The 23392-nt window shown below is 71.6% G+C and carries 26 protein-coding genes and 1 pseudogene; 18 read left to right on the forward strand and 9 right to left on the reverse strand.

Annotation, left to right across the window (positions count from 1 at the left end; all coding sequences use genetic code 11):
- Positions 1–199 precede the first annotated feature (199 nt).
- From guaA to ABZ562_RS08685, 5 genes are all read left to right on the forward strand, one after another.
- Positions 200–1786 carry a glutamine-hydrolyzing GMP synthase gene (gene guaA / locus ABZ562_RS08665; protein ID WP_361475664.1) on the forward strand — a complete coding sequence of 529 codons (1587 nt, stop codon included), beginning with the start codon at positions 200–202 and terminating at the stop codon, positions 1784–1786.
- Positions 1787–1912: 126 nt separating this feature from the next.
- Positions 1913–2503, forward strand: a complete 591-nt coding sequence (locus ABZ562_RS08670) for a Uma2 family endonuclease (RefSeq protein ID WP_361475666.1) — start codon at positions 1913–1915, stop codon at positions 2501–2503.
- A gap of 81 nt (positions 2504–2584) precedes the next feature.
- Positions 2585–3382: a class II aldolase/adducin family protein gene (locus tag ABZ562_RS08675; RefSeq protein WP_361476007.1), complete on the forward strand. Its 798-nt coding sequence runs from the start codon at positions 2585–2587 to the stop codon at positions 3380–3382.
- Between the two features lie 123 nt (positions 3383–3505).
- On the forward strand, positions 3506–4822 hold the full coding sequence (locus ABZ562_RS08680; protein ID WP_361475668.1) for a hypothetical protein: 1317 nt from the start codon (positions 3506–3508) through the stop codon (positions 4820–4822).
- 82 nt (positions 4823–4904) lie between these two features.
- Complete coding sequence (locus tag ABZ562_RS08685; RefSeq protein ID WP_361475670.1) at positions 4905–5477, forward strand: DoxX family protein; 573 nt, start codon at positions 4905–4907, stop codon at positions 5475–5477.
- 26 nt (positions 5478–5503) lie between these two features.
- On the opposite strand, the gene ABZ562_RS08690 is transcribed toward ABZ562_RS08685, so the two are convergent.
- Genes ABZ562_RS08690 through ABZ562_RS08700 form a run of 3 tightly spaced genes read right to left on the reverse strand, consistent with a single transcriptional unit; the run spans position 5504 to position 7686 of the window.
- Positions 5504–6100: an HD domain-containing protein gene (locus tag ABZ562_RS08690; RefSeq protein ID WP_361475672.1), complete on the reverse strand. Its 597-nt coding sequence runs from the start codon at positions 6098–6100 to the stop codon at positions 5504–5506.
- A gap of 33 nt (positions 6101–6133) precedes the next feature.
- Positions 6134–6355, reverse strand: coding sequence for a hypothetical protein (locus ABZ562_RS08695; protein ID WP_361475674.1), 222 nt, complete (start codon positions 6353–6355; stop codon positions 6134–6136).
- Positions 6352–7686, reverse strand: a complete 1335-nt coding sequence (locus tag ABZ562_RS08700; protein ID WP_361475676.1) for a PspC domain-containing protein — start codon at positions 7684–7686, stop codon at positions 6352–6354. The genes ABZ562_RS08695 and ABZ562_RS08700 overlap by 4 nt, the downstream gene beginning before the upstream one ends.
- 156 nt (positions 7687–7842) lie before the next feature.
- Here ABZ562_RS08700 and ABZ562_RS08705 point away from each other — a divergent pair, with 156 nt between their 5' ends.
- From ABZ562_RS08705 to ABZ562_RS08715, 3 genes are all read left to right on the forward strand, one after another.
- Positions 7843–9450: a serine/threonine-protein kinase gene (locus ABZ562_RS08705; protein WP_361475678.1), complete on the forward strand. Its 1608-nt coding sequence runs from the start codon at positions 7843–7845 to the stop codon at positions 9448–9450.
- Positions 9451–9791: 341 nt separating this feature from the next.
- Positions 9792–11069, forward strand: a complete 1278-nt coding sequence (locus tag ABZ562_RS08710; protein ID WP_361475680.1) for a PspC domain-containing protein — start codon at positions 9792–9794, stop codon at positions 11067–11069.
- Positions 11066–11797 (forward strand): response regulator transcription factor, encoded by a 732-nt coding sequence (locus ABZ562_RS08715; RefSeq protein ID WP_361475682.1) that lies wholly within the window; start codon positions 11066–11068, stop codon positions 11795–11797. The genes ABZ562_RS08710 and ABZ562_RS08715 overlap by 4 nt, the downstream gene beginning before the upstream one ends.
- 13 nt (positions 11798–11810) lie before the next feature.
- Here ABZ562_RS08715 and ABZ562_RS08720 read toward each other — a convergent pair whose 3' ends face one another.
- Positions 11811–13313, reverse strand: a complete 1503-nt coding sequence (locus ABZ562_RS08720) for an FAD-dependent oxidoreductase (protein WP_361475684.1) — start codon at positions 13311–13313, stop codon at positions 11811–11813.
- A 93-nt stretch (positions 13314–13406) separates the two neighbouring features.
- Here ABZ562_RS08720 and ABZ562_RS08725 point away from each other — a divergent pair, with 93 nt between their 5' ends.
- The 3 genes from ABZ562_RS08725 to ABZ562_RS08735 all read left to right on the forward strand — a co-directional run bounded on the left by ABZ562_RS08725 (position 13407) and on the right by ABZ562_RS08735 (position 14572).
- Positions 13407–14045, forward strand: a complete 639-nt coding sequence (locus ABZ562_RS08725) for a helix-turn-helix domain-containing protein (RefSeq protein WP_361475686.1) — start codon at positions 13407–13409, stop codon at positions 14043–14045.
- Positions 14046–14111: 66 nt separating this feature from the next.
- The gene (locus ABZ562_RS08730; protein ID WP_361475688.1) at positions 14112–14330 is read left to right on the forward strand and encodes a Scr1 family TA system antitoxin-like transcriptional regulator; all 219 of its coding nucleotides are present in this window, start codon (positions 14112–14114) and stop codon (positions 14328–14330) included.
- A complete protein-coding gene (locus ABZ562_RS08735) occupies positions 14327–14572 on the forward strand; it encodes a DUF397 domain-containing protein (RefSeq protein ID WP_361475690.1) in 246 nt (81 codons plus the stop codon). The genes ABZ562_RS08730 and ABZ562_RS08735 overlap by 4 nt, the downstream gene beginning before the upstream one ends.
- Here ABZ562_RS08735 and ABZ562_RS08740 read toward each other — a convergent pair.
- Complete coding sequence (locus ABZ562_RS08740) at positions 14559–15383, reverse strand: SAM-dependent methyltransferase (RefSeq protein WP_361475692.1); 825 nt, start codon at positions 15381–15383, stop codon at positions 14559–14561. The genes ABZ562_RS08735 and ABZ562_RS08740 overlap by 14 nt on opposite strands.
- 191 nt (positions 15384–15574) lie before the next feature.
- Here ABZ562_RS08740 and ABZ562_RS08745 point away from each other — a divergent pair, with 191 nt between their 5' ends.
- The 5 genes and pseudogenes from ABZ562_RS08745 to ABZ562_RS08765 all read left to right on the forward strand — a co-directional run bounded on the left by ABZ562_RS08745 (position 15575) and on the right by ABZ562_RS08765 (position 19065).
- Complete coding sequence (locus ABZ562_RS08745) at positions 15575–16135, forward strand: cysteine hydrolase (protein ID WP_361475694.1); 561 nt, start codon at positions 15575–15577, stop codon at positions 16133–16135.
- Between the two features lie 215 nt (positions 16136–16350).
- Entirely contained in the window at positions 16351–17232 is an 882-nt protein-coding gene (locus ABZ562_RS08750) for a hypothetical protein (protein ID WP_361475696.1), read from the forward strand.
- Positions 17233–17296: 64 nt separating this feature from the next.
- Positions 17297–17875 (forward strand): Uma2 family endonuclease, encoded by a 579-nt coding sequence (locus tag ABZ562_RS08755; RefSeq protein ID WP_361475698.1) that lies wholly within the window; start codon positions 17297–17299, stop codon positions 17873–17875.
- A 234-nt stretch (positions 17876–18109) separates the two neighbouring features.
- Positions 18110–18299: pseudogene (locus ABZ562_RS08760) on the forward strand (hypothetical protein); the annotation flags it as partial.
- A gap of 172 nt (positions 18300–18471) precedes the next feature.
- Positions 18472–19065, forward strand: coding sequence for a DinB family protein (locus tag ABZ562_RS08765; protein WP_361475700.1), 594 nt, complete (start codon positions 18472–18474; stop codon positions 19063–19065).
- 58 nt (positions 19066–19123) lie between these two features.
- Here the strand turns inward: ABZ562_RS08765 and ABZ562_RS08770 are convergent, their stop codons facing one another.
- The gene (locus ABZ562_RS08770; protein WP_361475701.1) at positions 19124–19996 is read right to left on the reverse strand and encodes a dihydrodipicolinate synthase family protein; all 873 of its coding nucleotides are present in this window, start codon (positions 19994–19996) and stop codon (positions 19124–19126) included.
- 3 nt (positions 19997–19999) lie between these two features.
- Positions 20000–20968 carry a MerR family transcriptional regulator gene (locus ABZ562_RS08775; protein ID WP_361475703.1) on the reverse strand — a complete coding sequence of 323 codons (969 nt, stop codon included), beginning with the start codon at positions 20966–20968 and terminating at the stop codon, positions 20000–20002.
- A 116-nt stretch (positions 20969–21084) separates the two neighbouring features.
- Here ABZ562_RS08775 and ABZ562_RS08780 point away from each other — a divergent pair, with 116 nt between their 5' ends.
- Positions 21085–21897: a MerR family transcriptional regulator gene (locus ABZ562_RS08780; protein ID WP_361475705.1), complete on the forward strand. Its 813-nt coding sequence runs from the start codon at positions 21085–21087 to the stop codon at positions 21895–21897.
- Here the strand turns inward: ABZ562_RS08780 and ABZ562_RS08785 are convergent.
- On the reverse strand, positions 21884–22012 hold the full coding sequence (locus ABZ562_RS08785; RefSeq protein WP_361476009.1) for a CGNR zinc finger domain-containing protein: 129 nt from the start codon (positions 22010–22012) through the stop codon (positions 21884–21886). The genes ABZ562_RS08780 and ABZ562_RS08785 overlap by 14 nt on opposite strands.
- On the opposite strand from ABZ562_RS08785, the gene ABZ562_RS08790 reads away from it, so the two are divergent.
- Positions 22013–22189, forward strand: a complete 177-nt coding sequence (locus ABZ562_RS08790; RefSeq protein WP_361476039.1) for a hypothetical protein — start codon at positions 22013–22015, stop codon at positions 22187–22189.
- Here the strand turns inward: ABZ562_RS08790 and ABZ562_RS08795 are convergent.
- A complete protein-coding gene (locus ABZ562_RS08795) occupies positions 22186–23241 on the reverse strand; it encodes a C40 family peptidase (protein ID WP_361475707.1) in 1056 nt (351 codons plus the stop codon). The two genes, ABZ562_RS08790 and ABZ562_RS08795, sit on opposite strands and share 4 nt — an antisense overlap.
- Positions 23242–23392: the final 151 nt, after the last annotated feature.

Raw genomic sequence — 23392 nt, forward strand, 5'->3', positions numbered from 1 at the left:
CACCAGCGCCCCGGGCCTTGACCGGCCCGGGGCGCCTGGGAAGTCGCTTGTCAGTAGTTCAAGCAGCACGACCATGGCAGCCGGACGGGCCGGTGCCATAGGTAAAGACGAAGGTCATGCGCGTGGACATGGCGTCGATTATGGGCTGGTTAGAATCGAAAGTCCAACCCTCCAGTTCCACCGCCGGAAGGCCGCCGAAGTGCCATCAGCGTCCCCTGCTGCCGCCCCCGACACCGTCCTGGTCGTCGACTTCGGCGCGCAGTACGCCCAGCTCATCGCCCGACGGGTCCGCGAGGCCCGGGTCTACAGCGAGATCGTCCCGTCCACCATGCCGGTGGCGGAGATGCTCGCCAAGAACCCGAAGGCGATCATCCTCTCCGGCGGGCCGTCGTCGGTCTACGCCGAGGGAGCGCCCAGGCTCGACCGCGCGCTCTTCGAGGCCGGGATTCCCGTCTTCGGCATGTGCTACGGCTTCCAGCTGATGGCCGTCACGCTCGGCGGCACGGTCGACAACACCGGGGCGCGCGAGTACGGGCGTACCGACCTGACCGTGAGCAAGCCGGGCTCGACGCTCTTCGCGGGCACGCCCGAGCAGCAGCAGGTGTGGATGTCGCACGGCGACGCCTGCTCGGCCGCGCCCGAGGGCTTCACCGTCACCGCGTCCACCGAGCAGGTGCCGGTCGCGGCGTTCGAATGCGACGAGCGCAAGCTGTACGGCGTACAGCACCACCCCGAGGTGATGCACTCCACCCATGGCCAGCAGGTCCTGGAGCACTTCCTGTACCGGGGCGCGGGCCTGGAGCCGACCTGGACCACCTCCAACGTGGTGGAGGAGTCGGTCGCGGCCATCCGCGAGCAGGTCGGCACCAAGCGCGCCATCTGCGGGCTGTCCGGCGGAGTGGACTCCGCCGTCGCCGCCGCCCTCGTCCAGAAGGCCATCGGCGACCAGCTCACCTGCGTGTACGTCGACCACGGGCTGATGCGCAAGGGCGAGTCCGAGCAGGTCGAGAAGGACTTCGTGGCGGCCACCGGCGTGCAGCTGAAGGTCGTCGAGGCCGAGCAGCGCTTCCTCGACGCGCTCGCCGGGGTGTCCGACCCCGAGGAGAAGCGGAAGATCATCGGCCGGGAGTTCATCCGGGTCTTCGAGCAGGCCCAGGCCGAGCTGGTGGCCGAGGCGGGCGCGGCCGGTGAGGCCGTGGAGTTCCTGGTCCAGGGCACCCTCTACCCGGACGTGGTGGAGTCCGGCGGCGGCACCGGCACCGCCAACATCAAGTCCCACCACAACGTGGGCGGGCTGCCCGACGACATCGAGTTCAAGCTGGTCGAGCCGCTGCGCCGGCTCTTCAAGGACGAGGTGCGCAACGTCGGCCAGGAGCTGGGCCTCCCGGAGGACATCGTCCACCGCCAGCCCTTCCCGGGCCCGGGCCTGGGCATCCGCATCATCGGCGAGGTCACCAAGGACCGCCTGGACCTGCTCCGCGAGGCCGACGCGATCGCCCGCGAGGAGCTGACAGCGGCCGGCCTGGACCGCGAGATCTGGCAGTGCCCGGTGGTCCTGCTCGCCGACGTCCGCTCGGTCGGTGTCCAGGGCGACGGCCGCACCTACGGCCACCCCATCGTGCTGCGCCCGGTCTCCTCCGAGGACGCGATGACGGCCGACTGGTCGCGCCTCCCGTACGACGTGCTGTCGCGGATCTCGACCCGCATCACCAACGAGGTGGACGAGGTCAACCGGGTGGTCCTGGACATCACGAGCAAGCCGCCCGGCACGATCGAGTGGGAGTGATCACCCCCTGATCATCATCTGATCGTCAAACGCCGCTGCCGTCGCTCATTCGTTCGAGTGGCGGCAGCGGCGTTCGTGCTCGGTACGCTGGCCTCACGGCCAAGAATCCCGTCCATGGGAGGAACCATGACCGCTGAGCCGCTGCACACCACCTCGTGGCCTGTGCCGCCGCTGGATGGCTACACCGTGGACGATTTGCTGAGTCTGCCTGATCTCCCGCCGCACACCGAGCTGATCGACGGGAGCCTGGTTTTCGTGAGTCCGCAGCGCAGTTTTCACAGTATGGCGATTGATCTGCTGGTGAGCGGGCTGCGTCGGACCGCGCCTCCCGAGCTGAGGGTCCGGCGGGAGATGACCGTGGTGATCGACAAGCGCAATGGTCCGGAGCCGGACATCACGGTGGTGCGCGCCGAAGCCGTGCGGAGCCGTGAAGAGACGTATTACGAGGTCGGCGATGTGGTCCTGGCCGTCGAGGTCGTCTCCCCCGAGTCCGAGGCCCGGGATTACGACACCAAGCCGCACAAGTACGCCAACGCGGGTATTCCGCACTTCTGGCGCGTCGAGATGACCAACTCGGACGCACGCCCTGTGGTCCATGTCTTCGAGCTCGACGAAGAAAAGCGCGCCTACCGGCCCATCGGCTTCCACCACAACCAACTCAAGCTCACCGTCCCCTTCACCATCGACATCGACCTCACCGAGATCGACCAGCTGTAAGAGGCCTGTGCCCCTGGCCTCCTGCGATACCCAGAGGTAGCTTCCGCTCCAGCACCCAGAGGAGCGGAGCTGCCCATGACGATGCCGATGCCGCGGTCGAACCCCGAGCCGATACCGACCGACCAGCTGCACATCACCATGCCGCCCGCCCACGCCTCCCCGGCCGACGAGCGGCGCTACCGCAAGGAGCGGCTGGCGGCGGCGCTGCGGATCTTCGGGCGGTACGGGTACGAGGAGGGCGTCGCCGGGCACATCACCGTGCGCGACCCGGAGCTGACCGATCACTTCTGGGTGAACCCCTTCGGCATGCCCTTCGCCCACATCACCGTGAGCGACCTGATCCTCGTCAACGAGGCGGGCCAGGTGGTCGACGGGCGCTACCACGTCAACCAGGCGGCCTTCGTCGTTCACTCTTCCGTGCATCGAGCCCGGCCGGATGTGGTGGCGGTCGCCCACACCCGTTCCGTCCACGGCCGGGCCCTGTCCGCGCTCGGTGAGCTGCTGGAGCCGATCACCCAGGACGTGTGCGCCTTCTTCGAGGACCACGGGCTCTACGACCGCAGCACCGGCGTCGTCGTGGACGAGGAGGAGGGACGCGGGATCGCGGCCGCGCTCGGCGCGTACAAGGCCCTCATCCTGCGCAATCGCGGTCTGCTGACCGTCGGGGACTCGGTCGACGCGGCCGCCTGGTGGTTCATCACGATGGAGCGCGCGTGCCAGGCGCAGCTGGCGGCGAAGGCGGCGGGGAAACCTGTGCTCATCGATCACCGGAGCGCGGTGCGGACCCGTGAGCAGCTCGGAAGCGATCTTGTGGCGTGGATCAACTATCAACCTCTGTACCTGCAGATCACCCGCGGTGAGCCGGACCTGCTCACCTGAGACCCCTCGCCGTGCGGCACAATCCCCTCTCAACCCATGTCAGTTGGGGCCCGCCGGGCGCCGCTGACGACACGAACGAACGTACAGAACGAGCGAACGACGGAGCGGTGAGACCTCGTGGCGGTGGACACGACGAAAGACGCCACGAAGGCGAAGCGGAAGGCGGCGGGAGGGCCCGGCGGCCACGGCGGTCACGGTCACGCGGACCACGGTCCGGCGGGCTGTGAATGCCCCCAGGGCGCCCGTGAGGGCCACCGGCGGGCGGTGGCCGCGTTCGTGGCCATGCGGGAGCGGTTCGCGGCCGGAGAGGGCCTTCCGGCGGCCCTCGCGCACTCCGCGGGGGCGTCCCGGCAGTGGGTGTCGGACGAACTCGCCCAGGCGGCCCGTACGGTCGTCGACAGCGGCCACGCCGAGAGCACCGCGTGGCGCGACGCGGTGTGGCGGCGCACCCTGCTGGTGGTGTGGGGCGCGGTCGGGGCGCTGCTGATCGGGCAGTTGGCGACGGCGATCGGCGCCGGGTGGTCGGTCGCCCGCACCGCCGGGCTCGCCGCGGCCCTCGTCACGGGCGCGCTGCTGACCCTGACCGCCCGGCTGCACTACGCCAACGGCGGGCCGCTCGCGCCGCTGGTCGGCGAGGACAACCGGATGTCCACCTCCCGCTCCCTCGCCGCCGCCTGGCTGCTGCTGGCCGTCTTCTCGGTGCTCGTCCTGGCCGTCGAACTGGCCGTCGCCCCCGGCGACCGGGACCGGATCGCCCAGGGCCTGTCCCTCGGCCACGCCGCCGGGCTGCTCACGGTCGCCGCGCTGACCTGCGTCGCCGCGGTGCTCGCCCGGCTCGTCGTCGCGGCCCGGGTGCGGGCGCAGCGGCTGCAGAAGGTCCGTGCGGTCCGCCCGCGCGCCGCCGACCTGCTCACGGACGACGCGGGCCGCGGCAGCTTCGCCGACGTCCAGTACGTCGTCGTCCACGCGGTCGCCCTCGTCTTCGCCGCCGTCCGCCTCGCCCGCGAACCGTGGCGGCTGCCGGAGCTGCCCTGGGGGCTGGTGCTGCTCGCCGTCGTCTCCGTCCTGATGTACCTGACCGGCAAGTACGCCGAGGGCGGCCGCCCGACCGTGCTGTCCGTCGTCCGGGTCCGCCCCGAGGAGGGCGGCATCGACCGCGACGCCCCGATCCGCACCGGCGACGACATCGAGATCCGCGGCAACGGCTTCGTCCCGCCGGGCGCGCAGGACCCCGACCGGCTGGCCCGCATGGTCGTCCGCATCGGCGCCGTCCACGTCCACGTACCCCTCGTCCCGGTGGCGGGCGGCTTCAGCAACCCGACCGATACGGCGCTGACCGTGCCGGTGCCGGTGGACGTGGAGCCGGGCCGGGTGGACGTGCAGGTGGTGACCGCCTCGGGGGCCGAGACGAACCGCTACCAGATCGACGTACTGGACTGACCTCGGCACTGACCTCGGCTGAGTGAAAAGCCCCTGCCATCCGTATGGTTTTGGTGACTGCGCAATGGGAGAGGCGGGCGTCATGAGGCATGCGGATCGAACGGTCGGAGGGGGCCCCGCGGGCGACGCGGGCAGCGTGAACGTGGTGAGCGGCATAGGCGGCCCGCCCACAGGCGGAGTGCGGCAGCTGGCCTCCCGCTACGCGCTGCTGCCGCTGCGGATCTTCCTCGGCGTCACCTTCGTGTACGCCGGGATCGACAAGCTCACCGATTCGGCGTTCCTCGCCGACAGCGGGGCGGGCTCGATCGGTCAGCTGATGACCCAGGTGCGCGACACCTCGGCCGTCCCCTGGCTGGTCGACCAGGCCCTGAACTCCCCGACCACCTTCGGCTACGTCATCGCCTACGGCGAGCTGGCCGTCGGCCTCGGCACCCTCTTCGGCCTCCTCTCCCGCCTCGCGGCCCTCGGCGGCGCCCTGATCTCGCTGAGCCTGTGGCTGACGGTGAGCTGGCAGACGGAGCCGTACTACTACGGCAACGACCTGGCCTACCTGATGGCCTGGCTCCCCCTGGTCCTCGCCGGTGCCCCCCACCTGTCCCTGGACACGGCCTGGAGCAAGCACCGCCGCCGCCAGAGCTCACAGCTCTTCACGTAGGCAGGCCCCTTCCGGCAAGGGGGTCTTCAGGTCCGCGCGTGTCCGTACGCCGCGCTGAGGGAGGCGAGATCCGGTTCGCCGAAGCGGTCGCGCAGGGCGTGGAACGCGGCGGTCTTCTCCGTGCCGAAGCGGCCCACGTGGGCGGCGTAGGCGGTGAAGGAGAGGAAGGCCGGCGGGGTGGTCTTGGTGTGGAACTTGTCCGCGTACATCACCAGTTGCTCCTCGCCGGTCTCCGCCACGTAGTCGGCCACCGGCAGGGGCAGCCCCTGGCGTTCGATGTCGTCCCGCGTGAGCCCGACGCCCGTGTGGCAGGAACAGAAGCGGCACAGCCGCTCGGGGAAGCCCTCCTGGCGGAGGATCGCGTGCCCGAGCACCCCGTGGCGGATGTAGCCGTCGGTCCGGAGCCGGCCGGTGGTGTCGTAGAGCCGGTAGACGCCGATGTCGTGGAGGAGGGCACCCGCGCGGACGAGGTCGGCGTCGAGCCGGTGGCCGTCGGCGGCCAGCAGCTGTTCGGCGACCTTCCAGACGATCTCGCAGTGCGTGTACACGAGCTCGAACGCCGCGCGCGTCGGGGCGTACTCCTCGTGCAGCGCGCGGATGTCGTCGACCGTCGGCAGGTTCACGGCGGGAGCGTAGCAACCACGGCCCGCCGTCCCCTACGGCGCGGAGCCGTCCGTGCTCCGGGCGCGCTTGCGGCGGGCGGCGTACGTCAGGGTCGACACCACGCCCGCCGCGCACAAGCCGCACACCAGCACGATCAGCGGCACGAGCGACCGCACGTGGCGCTCCCCGGCCGCGTCCAGGCCGTATACCGCCGCCACGCCCAGTACGACGAGCCCCGCCACGAGCTTGCCCGGTTCCATCGGATGCCGCCTCATGAGCGCGTCACCTCCACGTTGCCCAGTCCGATCGACAGCCGCAGCACCAGCGTTCCGTGGGCCGCGCCCGGCCCGCCCTTCGGGTTGAGGGTCACCGTCCGTTCCCGTCCCGGCTCGATGTCGATGTCGTCGGTGCGCTCGCCCGGGAGGCGGATGTCGCCGAGGCCCGTCCGGATCTTCATCTCGAGGCGGGCGTCCCGGGGCACGGTCACGGCCAGCTTCCCGGCGCCCACCTCGGCCCGGGTCCGGACGGTCTGGTCGTCGGTCAGCCGGAGGCGGTCCAGTTTCAGTTCCCCGACGCCTCCGCCCAGCTCGTACGAGGGCCGCACGGCGGCCGCGGAGGGCGGGGCCCAGGTCTCGCGGGACCAGTCGGTGGTGACGGACCGGGGGAGCACCGTGGCGGCGGCCAGCAGCGCGCAGGTGAGGACGGTCAGGATGGCGGTCCCGCCGCCCGTGCGCCCGTACCAGCAGCTGACCACCATCCCGAGCCCGAAGACCGCCAGCGCGCTCGCGAGGCCGATCTGCAGGCTGGTGCCCAGCGGTTGGGAGTACCAGGCCAGCCGGGCGCCGGTGGCCGCGGCGGCGAGGGCGACCAGGAAGATCCAGCCGCCGATGGAGGACCGGTCGCGGATCCGGCGGGCCCGCTGCGCCCACGCCGTGGCCCTGTCGTACGGGCCCTCGTCCGGCCCCCACAGGTAGCCGGTGCCCGGTCCGCCCGCCGCGCCCGGCAGCCCCGTCGTCCCGTCCTTGACGATCGGATCCCGCCACCACGACGGCCCCGGCCCGCCCCGCGTCGGCGGAGCCTTGGCCTCCGGGGGCGCGTCGGCGACGGCCTGCGCCGTGGCGGGATCCACCGCGCCGCCGCTCCCCGCCTGCCGGCGGTGGTGCGACCAATAACCGATACCCGCCACCGCGAGGAACAGCATGAACGAGAACGACATGACGCCGCCGTTGTTCAGCATCGAAAGAAACAGTCCGCAGCCGACCAGCGCGCACAGCACCGCCGTCAGCGCCGGACCCTCGACACGTCCGGAGAGCAGCCGGCGCCCCTCGTTCTCGTCCTCCCCGGCGAGGGGGACGAGCAGCCAGCAGAAGCCGTACACGATCAGGCCGATCCCGCCCGCGACGGCCAGCACGGACAGCACCACCCGGAAGATCACCGGATCGACGTCGCAGTAGCGGCCCAGCCCGCCGCACACCCCCGAGATCATCTTCTGGTCGCGGCTGCGCCGCAGCGGCGCGCTCAGGAAGGGCGGCGGCAGCGTCCCCCGGGGGTCCCCGGAACCAGCCGCGCCCCCGCCCTCGTCCGCCACCGTGGGTGCATCGTTCATGCGTCCATCGTGACAAGACGGTCGTTCCGGCGACATCCGGTGAAACCCTGGGCCTTCCCTGAGATCATCCCCGATGTCGCGGCGACTATCGTGGCGGGTCGAACATGCGCGCCATGCGTGGGGAAGCAGGCCGCCGTGGAGCGGGAGGGGAGTGCGGTGTCGGACGTAGGGCGGCTGATTGCCGGACGGTACCGGCTGGCCGAGCAGATCGGCCGCGGCGGCATGGGTACGGTCTGGCGCGCCGAGGACGAACTGCTGGGCCGTCAGGTCGCCGTCAAGCAGCTGCACGTCTCGCCGCACCTCAGCGAGGAAGAACTGACGACGATGCACGAGCGTACCCGCCGCGAGGCGCGGAGCGCGGCCCGCATCACGCACCCCAACGTGGTCGTGGTCCACGACGTCGTGGACGACGGGGGGCTGCCGTGCATCGTCATGGAGTACGTGCCCTCCACGACCCTGGGCGATCTGCTCAAGGAGGGCGGAACGCTCTCCCCCGAGGAGACCGCCCGCATCGGCCGCGGCATGGTCGCCGCCCTGCGCGCCGCCCACGAGGCGGGCGTGCTGCACCGCGACGTCAAGCCCGGCAACGTGCTGCTCGGCGCCAACGGCCGGGTCGTCCTCACGGACTTCGGCATCGCCATGGCCACCGGCACCTCCACGCTCACCAAGACCGGCGAGGTCGTCGGCTCCATCGACTACATCGCCCCGGAGCGGGTGCGCGGCCGCAAGCCCGGCCCGGCGTCCGACCTGTGGGCGCTGGGCGCGACGCTCTATCAGGCGGTCGAGGGCCGGGCCCCGTTCCGTAAGCCGACGCCGATCGAGACCGGGTACGCGATCGCCGTGGACCCCCTGGAGCCGCCGAAGCGGGCGGGTGCGCTGGGCCCGCTGATCGAGGCGCTGCTGGCGAAGGAGCCGGAGCAGCGGCCGTCGGCGGAGCAGACGGAACGGGCGCTGCGCGGCCCGGCGTCGGAGCCCATGACGACGGTGTATCCGGTGCAGGGCGACCGGACGACCGCGACGACCATGGTCCTGACGACGGCCCGGACCCCGTCCCCGCCGGAGCCGGAGCCGGAGCCGCCACGGCAGCAGGACCCCACCCCGCCGACGCCCGTCCCCGCGCCTGTCTTCTCCCCCGCCCCGCCGCCCAAGGGCCCCCGCAAGTTCCGGTGGACCGCCGTCGGGACGGCGCTGGCGGTCGTGGTGGTGGCGGGCGGCGTCTACGTGTGGAAGGCGGGCGACGGCATCCCGTCCGCCTCCGGCGCGTCCGCCGGCGCCTCGTCCTCCCCCTCGCCGTCGTTCACCCCGTCCCCCGTCCCCGAGGGCTACCGCATGGTCAAGGGCCTCGGGGTCTCCTTCCCCGTCCCCGGCGACTGGCAGCCCGACTCCGACTCGGACGGAAAGCTCGACGGCACCCAGGAGGTCCGCTACCTCGACCCCACCAAGATGGTCCAGCTGTCGGTCAACGTCCTGGACTTCGCGTCCAACGACCAGGTCAAGCACTTCGAGGACGTCGAGTCCAAACTGAAGCCCACCGTCATCGAGTACGAGCGGACCCGGCTGCAGGAGACCACCTACCGCGGCATGCCGGCGGCGATCTGGGAGTTCCGGTTCAAGGGCCGCGCCCGCTGGTTCCGGGCGATCGACCTGGGCTTCGGCAATGAGGGCGACAAGGAGTACGCGATCTACCTGAGCGCGCCGGAAGACCAGTGGAGCCAGTACCGCCCGGTCTTCGACAAGGTCCGCGACGGCATCCACCTCCCCTGACCCGGGCACACCCAGGTCGGCCCTCCGCCCCGGGGCGCGGCCGGCAGCCCCGGATGCCCGACACCCAGCCACTCCGGTGCCCGAGGAGCGGGGGTGTGGGGGCGGGAGCCCCCACGCGGGGCCCGGGGCGGAGACGCCCCACAACCCAGCCCCAGCCCCTCCGGCGCTTGAGGAGCGGGGCCCGGGGCAGCGCCCCCACGCGGCGGAGCCGCATATCCGGTGCCGCGGGAAGGGGCGGGGCGGGGAACAAGCCCGCCGCAGGCGCCGCGCAGCCCCCGCTCCGGGGACGATCAGGGTCGACCCTGATGTCCGGAACGCGGGGGTCGTGTGACGATCGGACCATGACCGCCGCCGCACCCCCGACCGCCCCCGTCGAGCCACCCCCGCGCAAGCTGTACCGCAGCGCCGAGGGCCGGCTGCTCGGCGGCGTGGCGCGGGGGCTCGCCGGGCATCTGGGGCTGCCGGTCGCCTGGGTCCGCATCGGCTTCGTCGCGCTGATCATGGCGGAGGGCTTCGGCACCCTCCTGTACGCGCTGTTCTGGTTCATCGTCCCCCTCGGCGTCGGCGGCGTGGAGGAGACGGCGACCCGCCCGCTCACCACCGTCGGCCCCGACGGCCGGCGCCGGATCCTGCCCCGCAGGCCGGAGCGCGGCCAGATCATCGCCCTGGTCGCGCTCTTCGTCGGCATGGGCATCTTCGTCCAGGGCGTCCAGCTGGGCCGCGCCAACACCTACATCTGGCCGCTGCTCCTCGTGGGGGCGGGCGTCGCCCTGTTCTGGCGGCAGGCCGACAACGCCCGCCGCGCCCAGTGGGTGGAGCTGAGCCGCAGCAAGCGGGTGCTGCCGCTGGCCCGGGCGGGGGCGGGCGTGGTGCTGGTCGGCGCGGGGGTGACCGGCATCCTCGTCCTGCAGGGCTCGGCCCGGCACCTGGGCGCCGTCCTCCAGGCCTCGCTCGCCGTGCTCGTCGGCATCGCGCTGCTGGCGGGCCCGTACGTGGTCCGCATGACACAGGACCTCTCCGAGGAGCGCCTGATGCGCATCCGCGCCCAGGAGCGGGCCGAGGTCGCGGCGCACGTCCACGACTCCGTGCTGCACACCCTCACCCTGATCCAGCGCAACGCCGAGGACCCGCGCGAAGTGGCCCGGCTGGCCCGCGCCCAGGAGCGGGAGCTGCGCGCCTGGCTGTACAAGCCGGAGGGCACCGGCAAGGACGAGGCGGACGAACCGGACACCCTCGCCGAGGCGGTCAAGGCGACGGCGGCGGAGGTCGAGGACCACCACGGCGTCCCGATCGAGGTCGTGGTGGTCGGCGACTGCCCGCTGGACGAGAGGCTGGCCGCCCAGATGCAGGCGGCACGCGAGTCGATGGTGAACGCCGCCAAGTACGGTGGCGACGGCGGGGCGGTCCAGGTGTTCGCCGAAGTCGAGGGCGCCACGGTCTTCATATCGGTACGCGACCGCGGCCCGGGCTTCGATCTGGACGCGGTACCGGACGACCGCATGGGCGTCCGTGAGTCGATCATCGGCAGGATGCAGCGCAACGGCGGCACGGCCAGGCTGAGGTCCGCGCCCGACGGGGGCACGGTAGTGGAGCTGGAGATGGAGAGGGCGACGACATGACCGAGGCAACGGGCGGCGGTACGGACGCGACGACCGGTACGGACGCGACGACCGGCACGGACGGGGACCGCCGCTGCCGCGTCGTCCTCGTCGACGACCACCGCATGTTCCGCACCGGCGTCCAGGCCGAGATCGGCGAGACGGCCCGTACCGGCGTCGAGGTGGTCGGCGAGGCGGCCGACGTCGACCAGGCCGTCACCGTGATCACCGCGACCCGCCCCGAGGTGGTCCTGCTCGACGTCCACCTCCCCGGCGGCGGCGGGGTCGAGGTGCTGCGCCGCAGCGCCGCGCTGATGGCGGCCACGGAGCGCCCGGTGCGCTTCCTCGCCCTCTCCGTCTCGGACGCCGCCGAGGACGTCATCGGCGTCATCCGCGGCGGCGCCCGTGGCTACGTCACCAAGACGATCACCGGCACCGACCTGGTCGACGCGATCTTCCGCGTCTCCGAGGGCGACGCGGTGTTCTCCCCGCGCCTCGCCGGTTTCGTCCTCGACGCCTTCGCCTCCACCGACGCCCCGCCCGTCGACGAGGACATGGACCGCCTCACCCAGCGCGAGCGCGAGGTGCTGCGCCTGATCGCACGCGGCTACGCGTACAAGGAGATCGCCAAGCAGCTGTTCATCTCCGTGAAGACGGTGGAGAGCCACGTCTCGGCGGTCCTGCGCAAGCTCCAGCTCTCCAACCGCCACGAACTCACCCGCTGGGCGACGGCCCGCCGCCTGGTCTGATCACCCGGTCTGATCACCCGGTCGTCAGGTGCTCGGCGACCGCGTCCAGCAACCCCGCGCGGCACGCCTCGGCGTCGTCCGCCGCCCAGCAGACGTAGCCGTCGGGACGCAGGAGCAGCGCCCCCGCGCCCAGGTCGGTGGCGCACTTGGCGCGTACGAGGTCCACGCGTCCCGGCAGCGTCACATCGGCCGGGACGACCCCGCCCACGTCCAGCAGCACGGCGTGCCCCGCGCCGAACAGGGCCGACAGCCGGGTGGGACCGGCGTCGGTGCGGAGGTCGGCGTCCGGGACCCGCTGCCCGGCGAGGGGGTGCGTACCGGGTACGTCGTAGCGCAGCGCCAGGCCGGAGATCAGCCCCGTCAGATGGCGGTTGGTGTCCGGTAGCCGCATCAGGTCGATGAAGATGTCCCGCAGGGCCGCCACGTCCTCGCTCGGGTCCGGGTCGGCCAGCACCCGCTGGGCGGCGGTGTGGTGCAGCACCCTGGCCGCGACGGGGTGCCGTTCGGCGTGGTAGCTGTCCAGCAGCCCGGCCGGTGCCCGGCCCTGGACGGTCGCGGCGAGCTTCCAGCCCAGGTTGAACGCGTCCTGCACGCCGAGGTTCAGGCCCTGGGCACCGAGCGCCGGGTGGATGTGCGCGGCGTCCCCGGCGAAGAGCACCCGGCCGTCCCGGTACCGCTCGACCTGCCGGGTCGCGTCGCTGAACCGTGAGGAGTTGTCCACCCCGCCGAGCACGGTCTCCTCGCCGTAGACGGCCCGCAGCGCGGCGGTGATCTCGTCCTCGCCGACGGGGGTGTCCCGGGTGGGTCCCGCCTGGTCCGCGCCCCCGTCGTGCCCGAAGGTGAGCCGGTAGCGGTCGTCACCGAGCGGGATGAGCATGGCCCAGTAGCCGTTCGCCCGGCGCGTCAGCGTGCTGATGTGCCCCCGCTCGCGCGGCACCAGGGGCGATACGGCCGACAGCCGGATGTCGGCGAGGACCGCCAGAAACGTCCCGGGCCGCCCCGGGAACGGCATCCCGAGCTTCTTGCGCACCGTGCTGCGCCCCCCGTCGCACGCCACCACGTACCGCGCCCGCACCCGGAGCCCGCCGTCGGCCGTGACGGTCACCCCGTCGTCGTCCGCCTCGACCGCTGTCACGGCGGCGTCCCGCCGGACCCGCGCCCCGAGGGCGGTGGCCCGCTCCTCCAGCACCTCTTCGATCTCCCACTGCGGGAGCATGATCGGGGACGGATGCCGGGTGTCCCACGCCGTGGTGTCCAGCGGCACCGGCAGCAGCGCGAAGTTCGCCCCGACCGGAGGGCCGGGGAACGCTCGGTTCCGCATCGCTTCCAGCAGCCCGCGCGACTCCAGCAGTTCGGCGGTACGGGCATGGATCGCGCCGCCCTTCACCTGCTGGTTGCGGCTGGGCAGCTTCTCCAGCACGAGGGTCCCCACCCCGGCCAGCGCCAGTTCGTACGCGAGCGTCAGCCCGGTCGGCCCGGCCCCCACGACCACGACATCGGTCTCGATCTCGTTCATCCCACGCTCCCCTTCGTGTTCCTGCACTCGGTAGATAAGTACACCAAGTGCAGAACTATTCCAAGTGCAGTGTGGTGCGGTAACGTGGGCACGGTGACGACCGAGAGTCAACCCGGCCTGCGCGAACGCAAGAAGCAGCGGACCCGAGCAGCGATCTCGGATGCCGCGATCGGCCTCTTCCTCGAATGCGGCTACCACGAGGTCTCCGTCGCCCAGATCGCCGAGGCCGCCGAGGTCTCCAAGCGCACCCTCTTCGCGTACTTCCCGACCAAGGAAGACCTCGTGGTGCACCGCATGGCCGACCACGAGGCCGAGGCCGCCCGGGTCGTACGGGCCCGCCCCGCGCGGACCGCCCCGCTGGCCGCCCTGCGCGCCCACTTCCTCGACGGCCTGCGCCGCCGCGACCCGATCACCGGGATGAACGACCACCCCAGCGTCTGCGCGCTCACCCAGCTGATCTATGACACCCCCGCCCTGATCGACCGCATGCAGCGCTTCAAGGCGGGCGGCGAACGCGCCCTCGCCGAGGCCCTGCGCGACACCACGGACGCGCCGGACCTCACCGCCCGCCTGGCCGCCGTCCAGATCATCGCCGTGCAGTGGGCGCTGTCGGCGGACAACTTCCAGCGCCTGGCGGCCGGGGAGACCGCCGACGAGCGCTACCCGGGCGCCGTGCGCGACGCCGAGCACGCCTTCGACTTGCTGGCGAACGGCCTGGCGGCGCTCACGTAAGCGCTACGGGGTCGCCAACAACTTCAGCTCGAACCACACCGTCTTCCCGATGCCGCAGGCGCGCGGATGCGCGTCCCACGCCCTGGCCTTAACGGTCCCTTCGTCCTGCTGGAGACGACCGAGCATGAGCACATCGCTTACGTTGAGGCTCAGGAGACCGGGGTCCTGTCCGCAGACCCGGCGAAGGTGAGCGTCATCGCCCAGCGGCATGCCATGATCCTCCGGCGGGCTCTCAGTCCCGATGAGTCGGCAAACTTCATCAGAAAGTTGGCGGAGGAGCTATGAGTGATGGGCTCGCATGGTTCAAGTCCAGCTACAGCGACACCGGGGGCGGCAACTGCGTAGAGGTCGCCTTGTCTTGGCGTAAGTCCAGCTACAGCGACACCCAAGGCGGTAACTGCGTAGAGGTCGCCACCTGCCCGCAAACCATCCACGTCCGGGACTCGAAACACGCGGCCGGGCCGCAACTGGCCCTCGCCCCGGACGCCTGGGCAGAGTTCATAGCCTTCGCCGTCAGCCCCGCTTAAGCGCCACGCCCCCGTACATCGCGACCTCCTCGTCCCGGACCCCCTCCGTGGCGGCGTCCGGGCGCCAGTGGTGGAGCAGGGTCACGCCGGGGTCGATCAGTTCCAGGCCGTCGAAGAACCGCTCGGCCTCGGCCTTGTCCCTGATCCGGAGGGGGATACCGCGCTCGTTGTACTCGCGGCCGACCCCCGCGACCTCCTCGGGGGCCGTGTCGCCGGTAAAGACGGTGATCGCCAACGCGCTGCCCGGCGCCAGTTCCGCCATCAGCCGCCGCACCAGACCCTGCGGATCGTCCTCGTCCATGACGAAGTGCAGGATCGAGATCAGGGACAGCGCGACCGGCCGCTCCAGGTCGAGGGTCTTGCCCAGGGCGTCCGCGCCGAGGATGGAGTCGAGGTCGCGGATGTCCGCGTCGATGTACTCGGTCCGCCCCTCCGTCGTGCTCGTCATCAGGTGGCGGGCGTGGGTGAGGACGATGGGGTCGTTGTCGACGTACACGACCCGAGCGTCGGGGGCGGTCTCCTGCGCGACCTCGTGCAGATTCGGCGGGGTCGGGATGCCGGTGCCGATGTCCAGGAACTGGCGTATGCCGTGCTCCCGCACCAGATGACGGACCGACCGGTGCATGAAGTGGCGGGCCTGCTTCATGGACGTCGGCAGACTGGGCCAGGCCCGCGCCGAGGCGTCACCGGCGGCGCGGTCGGGCGCGTAGTTGGTCTTGCCGCCCATGAGGTAGTCGTAGACGCGAGCGGAGTGCGGCACATCGGTACGGAGATCGACAGGCCGCTGGGCGAACTCCGACCTCGATGACATCCATTCAGTTCCTGGCATCTTCCAGCGCCCCGATCGTCAATGTGCGGCAATCAGTGACCAGTAGCGGTCACAACGCATCGTAGGTTGCTTCGAGCTTCGGGCGCCGAGACCTCAGCGCATTTATCTAAGGAACGGTGCTCGGGCACAACTCGCCCACCATTCGTGAAACTCTGACGCCAAGGGAGGACAGCATGGCGAACGGTGCCCTTCTGGTGATGGACGTCCAACGGTCCATCGTCGACATCGCCGAGGCCGACGCCGCATACCTCGCGCGGCTGGCCCGCGCCGCCGACGCGGCCCGGTCGGCCGGCATCCCCGTGATCTACGTCGTCATCGGCCTACGCCCCGGCGGCCCGGAAGTGAGCACCCGTAACAAGGCGTTGAGCGCCGTCGTACGGGACGGCCTGTTCGCCGAGGGAGACCCGGGTACGGAGATCCACCCCGACGTCGCGCCCCGGCAGGACGACATCGTGGTCACCAAGAGGCGCGCCAGTGCCTTCTCGGGCAGCGACCTCGATCTGGTGCTCAGAGCCCGGGGCATCGACAGTCTCGTACTCACCGGCATTGCCACCGGTGCCGTCGTGCTCGCCACGCTGTACCAAGCCGCCGACCTGGACTTCGGCCTCACCGTCCTGGCGGACGGCTGCCTGGATACCGACCCGGATGTGCACCGATTCCTCGTCGAGAAGCTGTTCCCGCGCCAGGCGGACGTCACCACCATCGATGACTGGTGCCGGACCCTCGAGCCGTAGCGCCGAGGCGCTGAGCTTCGGGCGCCGGGATCTGAGCGCTCTATCCAAGGAACGGGTGGGTTGTAGAACCCACCCACCCTCCCCATGCACATAATGTGACCGGCTTGCGACGCACGGTTGCGACGGTCTAGCGTTCGTATCGACAAACAAACGACCCCGGCGGTGCGCCAACACCAAACCGGGGTCTGACCTACAAGATCGAAGAGGCTCGATCCGTGGCTGCAGCCGACTTTAGCGTTGCCCCGTGCCCCTCCGCACACCCTCTGGCCAACCCCGGCTACGGCAAGCGGAGCGCACCCGGCCAATCCCCTCGTCGCGCCGACGACTTCGCACATCTGCCCAGGCGTGAGGCATCGATCGCCGCGTACATCGACCGGCTGCCGGACGGCGCCGCGATGGACGCCAAGACGCTCGCCAAGTGCCTCCCCGAGTACGGTCAGATGGCCTGTGCGACCGCGCTGCGGCGGCTGTCGGAGGCCGGTCACCTGCGGCGCGTCCGTGAGCACCACATCACGGAGGACGGGGCGCGCTGGGTGACCCGTACGTTCTTCTCGCGGACGGCACGCGGGGAGGAGTGGTGGGAAGCGTTCGTACGCGGCGACGACACCCCGGAACCCCGCCCCGCCGCCGTGCGCACGACCCCCGCCGCCCCCGCCAGGGCCCCCGCGTACGACGCCCTCGCGTCCCTTGGTCGTACGGACCCCCGCATGACCCTGTCGGCCCTCGACTGCGCCCGTCTCGAACCCCTCGCCGCGACCTGGCTGGCGCGTGACGCCGACCCCGTCCGCCTCGTCCAGGCGCTGACGGCCGGCCTGCCTGTGCAGGTGCACAGCCCGGCCGCGCTGGCCCGTACCCGGCTGGAGGCCAAGCTGCCGCCCGAGCCCGTCCCGGAACCGGAACCGGAACCGCGGGCGGAGATCACGGTCAGCCGCCTCCTGGAGTGCACCGACTGCGGCCGCCCCGGCCCACCCGCCGCCCTCCCCGGCGGCCTCTGCCGCCCCTGCCGGGGCGAGACGGCCGCCGCCCCGCCGGGCGGCATCGACGTTCACACCTGGGCCGAGCGGCTGCGAGCCGCCGCCCGCGACGCGAAAGGATGAGCGAATGACCTTGCAGGACGCGCCACCCGATGTCGGGGCACCATGGGTGCGAGGAGGCGAACCCATGACCCCTGGCACCACCGATCAGCCGCAGATGAGCATCGAGGAGTTCGAGCAGCTCGCCCGCACGGCACCGGAAACCGTCACGCTCGAATTCATCAACGGAAAGCTAGAGGTCAAGCCCGTGCCGGACGGGGATCACGACGAGATCATCATGTGGGTCCAGGATCAGTGCATGCAGCATCGTCCGGACTTGCGGCTGTACCGGGAGCGGGGGCTGAAGGCCGAAAGCTACCGCAAGGGGCGTGCCCGACCGGACGGCGCCCTGGCGCCCCGGAAGCACTTCGCGGGGCATGGCGAGTGGTCGGACGCCGAGGGCGTCCTGATGGCCGTCGAAGTCACCTCTCACGACAGGGACGCAACCCGGCGTGACCACGTAGACAAGCCCAATGGCTACGCGGCTGCGGGCATCCCGGTCTACCTCCTTGTCGACCGCGACGAGTGCACGCTCGTCGTCTACAGCGAGCCGCAGCGCGGGATGTACCGCAACAGGAGGGTCTCGGCGTACGGCGAAGCGGTCGAACTCCCCGATCCGGTCGGGATCACGTTGGACACTGAGGAGCTCAAGGACTACGCCTCGTGAGGATCGAAGATCCGTACGTGGGGTCCATTACTCCGCTCTGACCGGCTTCGACTAACCCCTACGACCCTGCCCGACGGATACCCCCCGGGGGTACTTGCCGCAGCCGCGGGCGGCGGGTTAACCTCTTGTCGGATGCATACCCCACTGGCGTACCTGGGGAAGGGGGGGATCTGCGCCTGGACGGCCTGGGCGTCGTGGCGCTCGGCGAGTTCGCCGGGAACATGTGGGTTGACGACCGGCCCGACCTCGGATCCCAAGCGCCGGGTGCAGTTGATCAACGCCCCCGGGGCGGAGGTGGGGCCCCGGCCAGGTCGCGACATGGGGTGTGGTGAGTGCGGACCACGCCGAGGGCTTCGACTTCTCCCGCGAGTACCGCGGCGGGTCCAGCAAGCGCTTCCCGTTCGACTGGCGGCCGGACGCGTAACGGCCCGCACCGCCTGACGCGCCCTCAGCGCGCTCTCCGACCCCTGGCCGTTTTGTGCGCGGCCAGGGGGGCAGCTGCCACGGCATAGGCGGCCCAGTCGTTGGCTGATGCTTTCCGAGCGATCGGAAAACCCATGCGACCGCTGTCGGCGGGCGGTGCGAGACTCAGGCCCATGCAGCCCAATGACCCTAAAGGCGACCTGCACTACTACCTCAAGGCAGCCCGCGAAGCCGTCGTCTGGAAGCTGGACGGACTGTCCGAGTACGACGTCCGCCGCCCCCTGACACCGACTGGCACCAACCTTCTCGGCCTCGTCAAGCATCTCGCCAGTGTCGAATTCGGGTATTTCGGCCCGACCTTCGGCCGCCCGCACAGTGAATCCCTCCCCTGGCACGAGGAGGGCGCCGAGCCCAACTCGGACATGTGGGCACCCGCCGACGAGTCGCGCGAGGCTGTCCTCAGCCTCTATCACCGCGCCTGGGCGCACGCGGACGCGACGATCGAGGCGCTGCCGCTCGACGCGATGGGCCACGTCGCATGGTGGGGTGACAACGGCGACGTGACGCTTCAGCGGATCATGCTGCACATGACGGCCGAGACGAACCGTCACGCCGGCCACGCCGACATCGTCCGCGAACTGATCGACGGCAAGGTCGGCATGCGGGAGGCCAACAGCAACATGGATGGTGGCGACGAGGCCTGGTACGAGGAGTACTGGAACAGGCTGGAGGCGTCTGCCAAGGAGGCACAGGCCAAGCCGAGCTGAACGGAGTTCGCAAGGGCATCAAGGGGCGGCTGGCGCCCGGCCGCTGATCCCGTGCCCGCTACGCGCTCAGCCCCAGCTGGTCGAGCACCTCGGCGACCTCCGCGCGGGCCTCGGCGTCCAGGCCCCGGAGGGGGAGGGGGAGGCCGCAGGCGGCTGCGGCGGCGACCACGCGGAGGGAGCCGTGCCGGGCGAAGAGGTCCCACAGCGGCTGGAGGCGCTGGGACTCGGCACGGGCCCGGTCGGCGTCGCCGGACCGGGCGGCGCGGGTGATGGCCAGGGCCGGTTCGGGGAACGTGCCCCCGAGCACCGAATACCAGGCGTCGCACCCGGCGTTCAGCCCGGTCGCGGCGAGGGCGTCGCCGCTGACGCCCACGGTCACGGTGTCGGGCAGGAGCTGTCGTAGCCGCTGGACGCGGGCGTGGGCGGCCGGGGGGTCGGCCGGGACGCCGGGGATCTTGATGGACGCCACGTGGGGCAGGGTGGCCACGCGTGCGTACAGCTCGTCGGTGAAGGTGAAGTGGGTGGTGCCGGGGTTGTCGTAGACCACCAGGGGGATGGAGAGGTTCGTCGTGACGTCCTCGTAGAGGCCGAATACGTCGTCGTCGGTCAGGCGTTGGTACGACATCGGGGCGAGCAGCACCCCGGCCGCGCCCGCGTTCTGCGCGTCCTCGGCGGCCTCCAGGACGTGGCGGGTGCGCAGGGCGCCGATGCCCACGATGACGGGGGTTCCGTCGGCGTGGTCCACGGCGACGCGGGCCGCGCGGGCCCGCTCCTCGCGGGTGAGGTAGGCGTACGAGCCGGTGGAACCCAGCGCTCCGATCGAGTCGACCCCGGCGGTGGCGAGGCGGTGGACGAGGGTGGCGTAGGACTTCTCGTCGATGGCGTCGTCGGTGACCGGGGTGAGGGGGAAGGCGCTCAGGCCGGTGAACATGGACTACTCCTGCTCCGTCGGAGGGGTGGCGCGCAGCCAGGTCAGCACCTGGTCGGCGTGCTCGTTCGGCGGGAAGACCGGATAGAAGACGTGCTCGATCACGCCGCCGCGGATGATCAGCGTCAGGCGTTTGTAGAGGGTCAGTCCGCTGACCTCGAACGTGGGGAGATGGAGCGTCCGGGCCAGGCTTCGCGTCGGGTCGGAGAGCATGTCGAACGGCAGGTGGAGGCGTTCGACGACCTCGCGCTGATAGTCGGTGTCCTGGCTGGACAGGCCGAAGACGCGGACCGCGCCCGCGTCCAGCAGCTCCTGGTAGTGGTCGCGGAAGCCGCACGCCTCGGGGGTACAGCCCCGGGCGCCGGGGATCGTGTCCCACCCCTCGGGCAGGTCGGTGCCCGGGCGGCCGGTGAGCGGGTAGACGTAGAGCACCGTGCGGCCCGGGCCCGGTGCGTCGAGCCGGACCGTCGTATCGGCGGTGCTGCGCAGCTCCAGGGGCGGCACCGGCGTGCCGGGCAGATGGGCGGCCGCGCCGTCGTCCTCGGGGACGGGCAGGTCGGCGGGCAGGCTCAGGTAGTCGTTCATCGGGGCCACTCCTTCGTCGTCGGGGGAGAGGCGGCTGTTGCGGTGGGCGGCCCGCTGCAGGTGCGCGATCAGCGCCGTACGGCGGGCCGTGAGCCCGGCGATGCGCTGTGACAGCTCGTCGATCGCCTGCCGGTACCCGGCCAGCGACGCCGGGCAGTCGTCGGCGTGCTGATGGCCGACCGCGAGGCAGTCCAGGAACGGCCGGGTGCGCTCCACGGGAAGCCCGAGATCGCTGAGCGCCCGGATCTCCCGTACGAGCCGTACGTCGTGCTCGCCGTAGTCCCGGTAGCCGTTGGCCAGCCGTACGGGGGTCAGCAGCCCCAGCGACTCGTAGTAGCGCACCGCTTTGGTCGTCACACCCGCCCGGCGGGCCAGCTCACCGATCCGCATGTCTCTCACCTCGATGAACGCTAAACCTTGCCCCTGAGGGTAAGGTCAAGCCGCATCGAGGCCGGTCAGGGGCGCTTGACCCTGACACCGTGTGAGGCCGTGGACTGAGAGACATCATGTTCACCATCGGAGATTTCGCCCGGCATGGGCGGGTGTCGGTCCGGATGCTGCGCCACTACGACGCGACCGGACTGCTGCACCCCGCCCGGGTCGATCCCGTCAGCGGCTACCGGTACTACACCGCCGCTCAGCTCGCCCGTCTCAACCGCATCATCGCCCTCAAAGACCTCGGCTTCACCCTCTCGCAGGTCCGGGAGATCCTGGAGGAGAAGGTCACCACCGAGGAACTGCGGACCATGCTGCGGGTGCGGCGGGCCGACCTGGAGGCCGCGATGACGGCCGCGGCGGCCCGGCTGGTGCGGGTCGAGGCGAGGCTCCGGTCGATCGAGAGCGAGGGACAGATGTCGTCCGACGAAGTCGCGGTGAAGAGCCTGCCGGGCGTGCGCGTCGCCGAACTGACCGGCGTGGCGACCGGATTCGACGCCATCGGACCGGTCATCCAGCCGCTGTACGGGGAACTGCTCCCACGTCTGGCGGCGGCGGGGATCACGCCGACCGGACCCGGGGTAGCCTCCTACGAGGACGCGCCGGAGGGCGGTGTCCTCATCCACGCCGGGATCGAGGTCGCGGCCCCGGTGGGGGAGCACGACGGCCTGCGGGTCGTGGACCTGCCGCCGGTCGAGCGGGCGGCGACGATCGTCCACCGGGGTTCGATGGAGACGGTCCTGCCGACCATCCAGACCCTGGGCCGCTGGATCGAGGCCAACGGCTACCGGTCGGCCGGATACCCCCGGGAGATCTACCTGGAGTGCCCGGAGAACCGCGACGAGTGGGTGACGGAACTCCAGGAGCCGATCACGGCCGGCTGAGCGCGGCTTCCTCTCGTGCCGCTCGGTGGCTCTTGAGGTTGGCCTTCTTCACCTCGTTTCCGCAGGTCGCCATGGAACACCACCACCGCCGTCGCCGGCCACGGCTGGTGTCCACATGCCGGTCCTCGGCGTAGCCGGAGCCCGCGGCCAGGGCGAGCGCCTCGCCGCCCTGCTCGACCCGGTGACCGAACGGCTCGACAGCGTCGTCCTCCCCGACTGCGGCCACTACGTGCCCGAGGAGAGTCCCGAGGCCCTGCCCGACCACCTGCTGCCGTTCCTTCGAGACCGCTAGACCGGGCGGGCCGCGCCCGCGAACGGCATCTGGTCGATCGGGGCCACCCGGACCGGGGCGCCGGGGCGCGGGGCGTGGATCATCAGGCCGTTGCCGATGTAGAGGCCGACATGGCTGACGCCGGAGTAGAAGAAGACCAGGTCACCGGGGGCGAGTTCGCCGCGCGAGATGCGGCGGCCCGCGTTGATCTGGGTGTAGGTGGTACGCGGCAGGGACACCCCGGCGGCGCGCCAGGCGGCCTGGGTCAGCCCCGAGCAGTCGTAGCCGTACGGCCCGGTCGCGCCCCAGACGTACGGCTTGCCGAGCGCCCCGTACGCGAAGGAGATGGCGCGCGCCGCCCGGCCGCCCGTCCCGGCGGGGGCGTGATCCCGGGGGGTTGACGCGGTGGGAGCGTGGGCGTCCTGGGCGGCGCGGAGGCGGTCGCGCTGGGCGCGGGTCAGCTTGGCCAGCAGCGCGTCGGCCGCGGCCAGCTTCTCCTGGACCGCGTGCTTGTGGCGGGACGCGTCCGTCTGCGCGGCGCGCAGCGCGTGGAGGCGGTCGGCCGCCTCGCCCCGGACGCGGCGCAGCGACCGCTCCTGGCGGGTGATGCTCGCGATCGTCACCGCCTGGCGGTCGCCCGCGCGGTCGGCGAGCGAGGCGCGCTGGAGGTACTGGGCGGTGGAGGAGGCGAGGGCCAGCTGAAGGGTGGGGGCGACGGTGCCGGAGCGGTACTGGGCGGCGGCGAAGGCGCCGAGGGCGTTGCGCGCCGTGTTGAGGCGGGCGGTGCGGCGGGCGGCCTCGTCGCGTAACCGGTGGAGCGACCGCTGCGCCCGGTCGGCGGCGGCCCGGGCGCCGTCGTACTTCTCGGTCGCCTCCTCCGCCTCCCGCTGATACGCGTCGACCTTCGCCTTCACCTGGGCGGACGTCAGGCGGGGCTCGGCGTGGCCGATGCCCGGGAGGGCCGTCGCGGAGGCGACTCCCGCGAGGGCGAGGGTCGCGGCGGTGCGGATGGTGGTGCCGGTGAGCGACGAGCGGTGCCGCTGCTTCGGCTTCGTAGGGGGCTGCGGCGCCACTGCGGCGATTCACCTTCCGTTGCGGGGACAGGACGTCTTGTGAGGGGAAGCTAGGCCGGGCGGCGGCGCGGCGCGCTGGGATGACCGGAGCTGGACGGATTCGTCCTACCGGTGGCGTCCGCTGATCACGGGGGCGGCGTGGGGAGGGCGG

The sequence above is a fragment of the Streptomyces sp. NPDC019937 genome (genome assembly GCF_040631655.1).
Taxonomy (GTDB): domain Bacteria; phylum Actinomycetota; class Actinomycetes; order Streptomycetales; family Streptomycetaceae; genus Streptomyces.

Coding starts and splice junctions, on each gene's coding strand:
- ABZ562_RS08670 (WP_361475666.1), top strand. CDS start 1,913: ATGACCGCTGAGCCGCTGCACACCACCTCGTGGCCTGTGCCGCCGCTG.
- ABZ562_RS08675 (WP_361476007.1), top strand. CDS start 2,585: ATGCCGATGCCGCGGTCGAACCCCGAGCCGATACCGACCGACCAGCTG.
- ABZ562_RS08685 (WP_361475670.1), top strand. CDS start 4,905: ATGAGGCATGCGGATCGAACGGTCGGAGGGGGCCCCGCGGGCGACGCG.
- ABZ562_RS08695 (WP_361475674.1), bottom strand. CDS start 6,355: ATGAGGCGGCATCCGATGGAACCGGGCAAGCTCGTGGCGGGGCTCGTC.
- ABZ562_RS08700 (WP_361475676.1), bottom strand. CDS start 7,686: ATGAACGATGCACCCACGGTGGCGGACGAGGGCGGGGGCGCGGCTGGT.
- ABZ562_RS08710 (WP_361475680.1), top strand. CDS start 9,792: ATGACCGCCGCCGCACCCCCGACCGCCCCCGTCGAGCCACCCCCGCGC.
- ABZ562_RS08715 (WP_361475682.1), top strand. CDS start 11,066: ATGACCGAGGCAACGGGCGGCGGTACGGACGCGACGACCGGTACGGAC.
- ABZ562_RS08720 (WP_361475684.1), bottom strand. CDS start 13,313: ATGAACGAGATCGAGACCGATGTCGTGGTCGTGGGGGCCGGGCCGACC.
- ABZ562_RS08730 (WP_361475688.1), top strand. CDS start 14,112: ATGCGCGTCCCACGCCCTGGCCTTAACGGTCCCTTCGTCCTGCTGGAG.
- ABZ562_RS08735 (WP_361475690.1), top strand. CDS start 14,327: ATGAGTGATGGGCTCGCATGGTTCAAGTCCAGCTACAGCGACACCGGG.
- ABZ562_RS08740 (WP_361475692.1), bottom strand. CDS start 15,383: ATGTCATCGAGGTCGGAGTTCGCCCAGCGGCCTGTCGATCTCCGTACC.
- ABZ562_RS08745 (WP_361475694.1), top strand. CDS start 15,575: ATGGCGAACGGTGCCCTTCTGGTGATGGACGTCCAACGGTCCATCGTC.
- ABZ562_RS08755 (WP_361475698.1), top strand. CDS start 17,297: ATGACCCCTGGCACCACCGATCAGCCGCAGATGAGCATCGAGGAGTTC.
- ABZ562_RS08765 (WP_361475700.1), top strand. CDS start 18,472: ATGCAGCCCAATGACCCTAAAGGCGACCTGCACTACTACCTCAAGGCA.
- ABZ562_RS08770 (WP_361475701.1), bottom strand. CDS start 19,996: ATGTTCACCGGCCTGAGCGCCTTCCCCCTCACCCCGGTCACCGACGAC.
- ABZ562_RS08775 (WP_361475703.1), bottom strand. CDS start 20,968: ATGCGGATCGGTGAGCTGGCCCGCCGGGCGGGTGTGACGACCAAAGCG.
- ABZ562_RS08780 (WP_361475705.1), top strand. CDS start 21,085: ATGTTCACCATCGGAGATTTCGCCCGGCATGGGCGGGTGTCGGTCCGG.
- ABZ562_RS08790 (WP_361476039.1), top strand. CDS start 22,013: ATGCCGGTCCTCGGCGTAGCCGGAGCCCGCGGCCAGGGCGAGCGCCTC.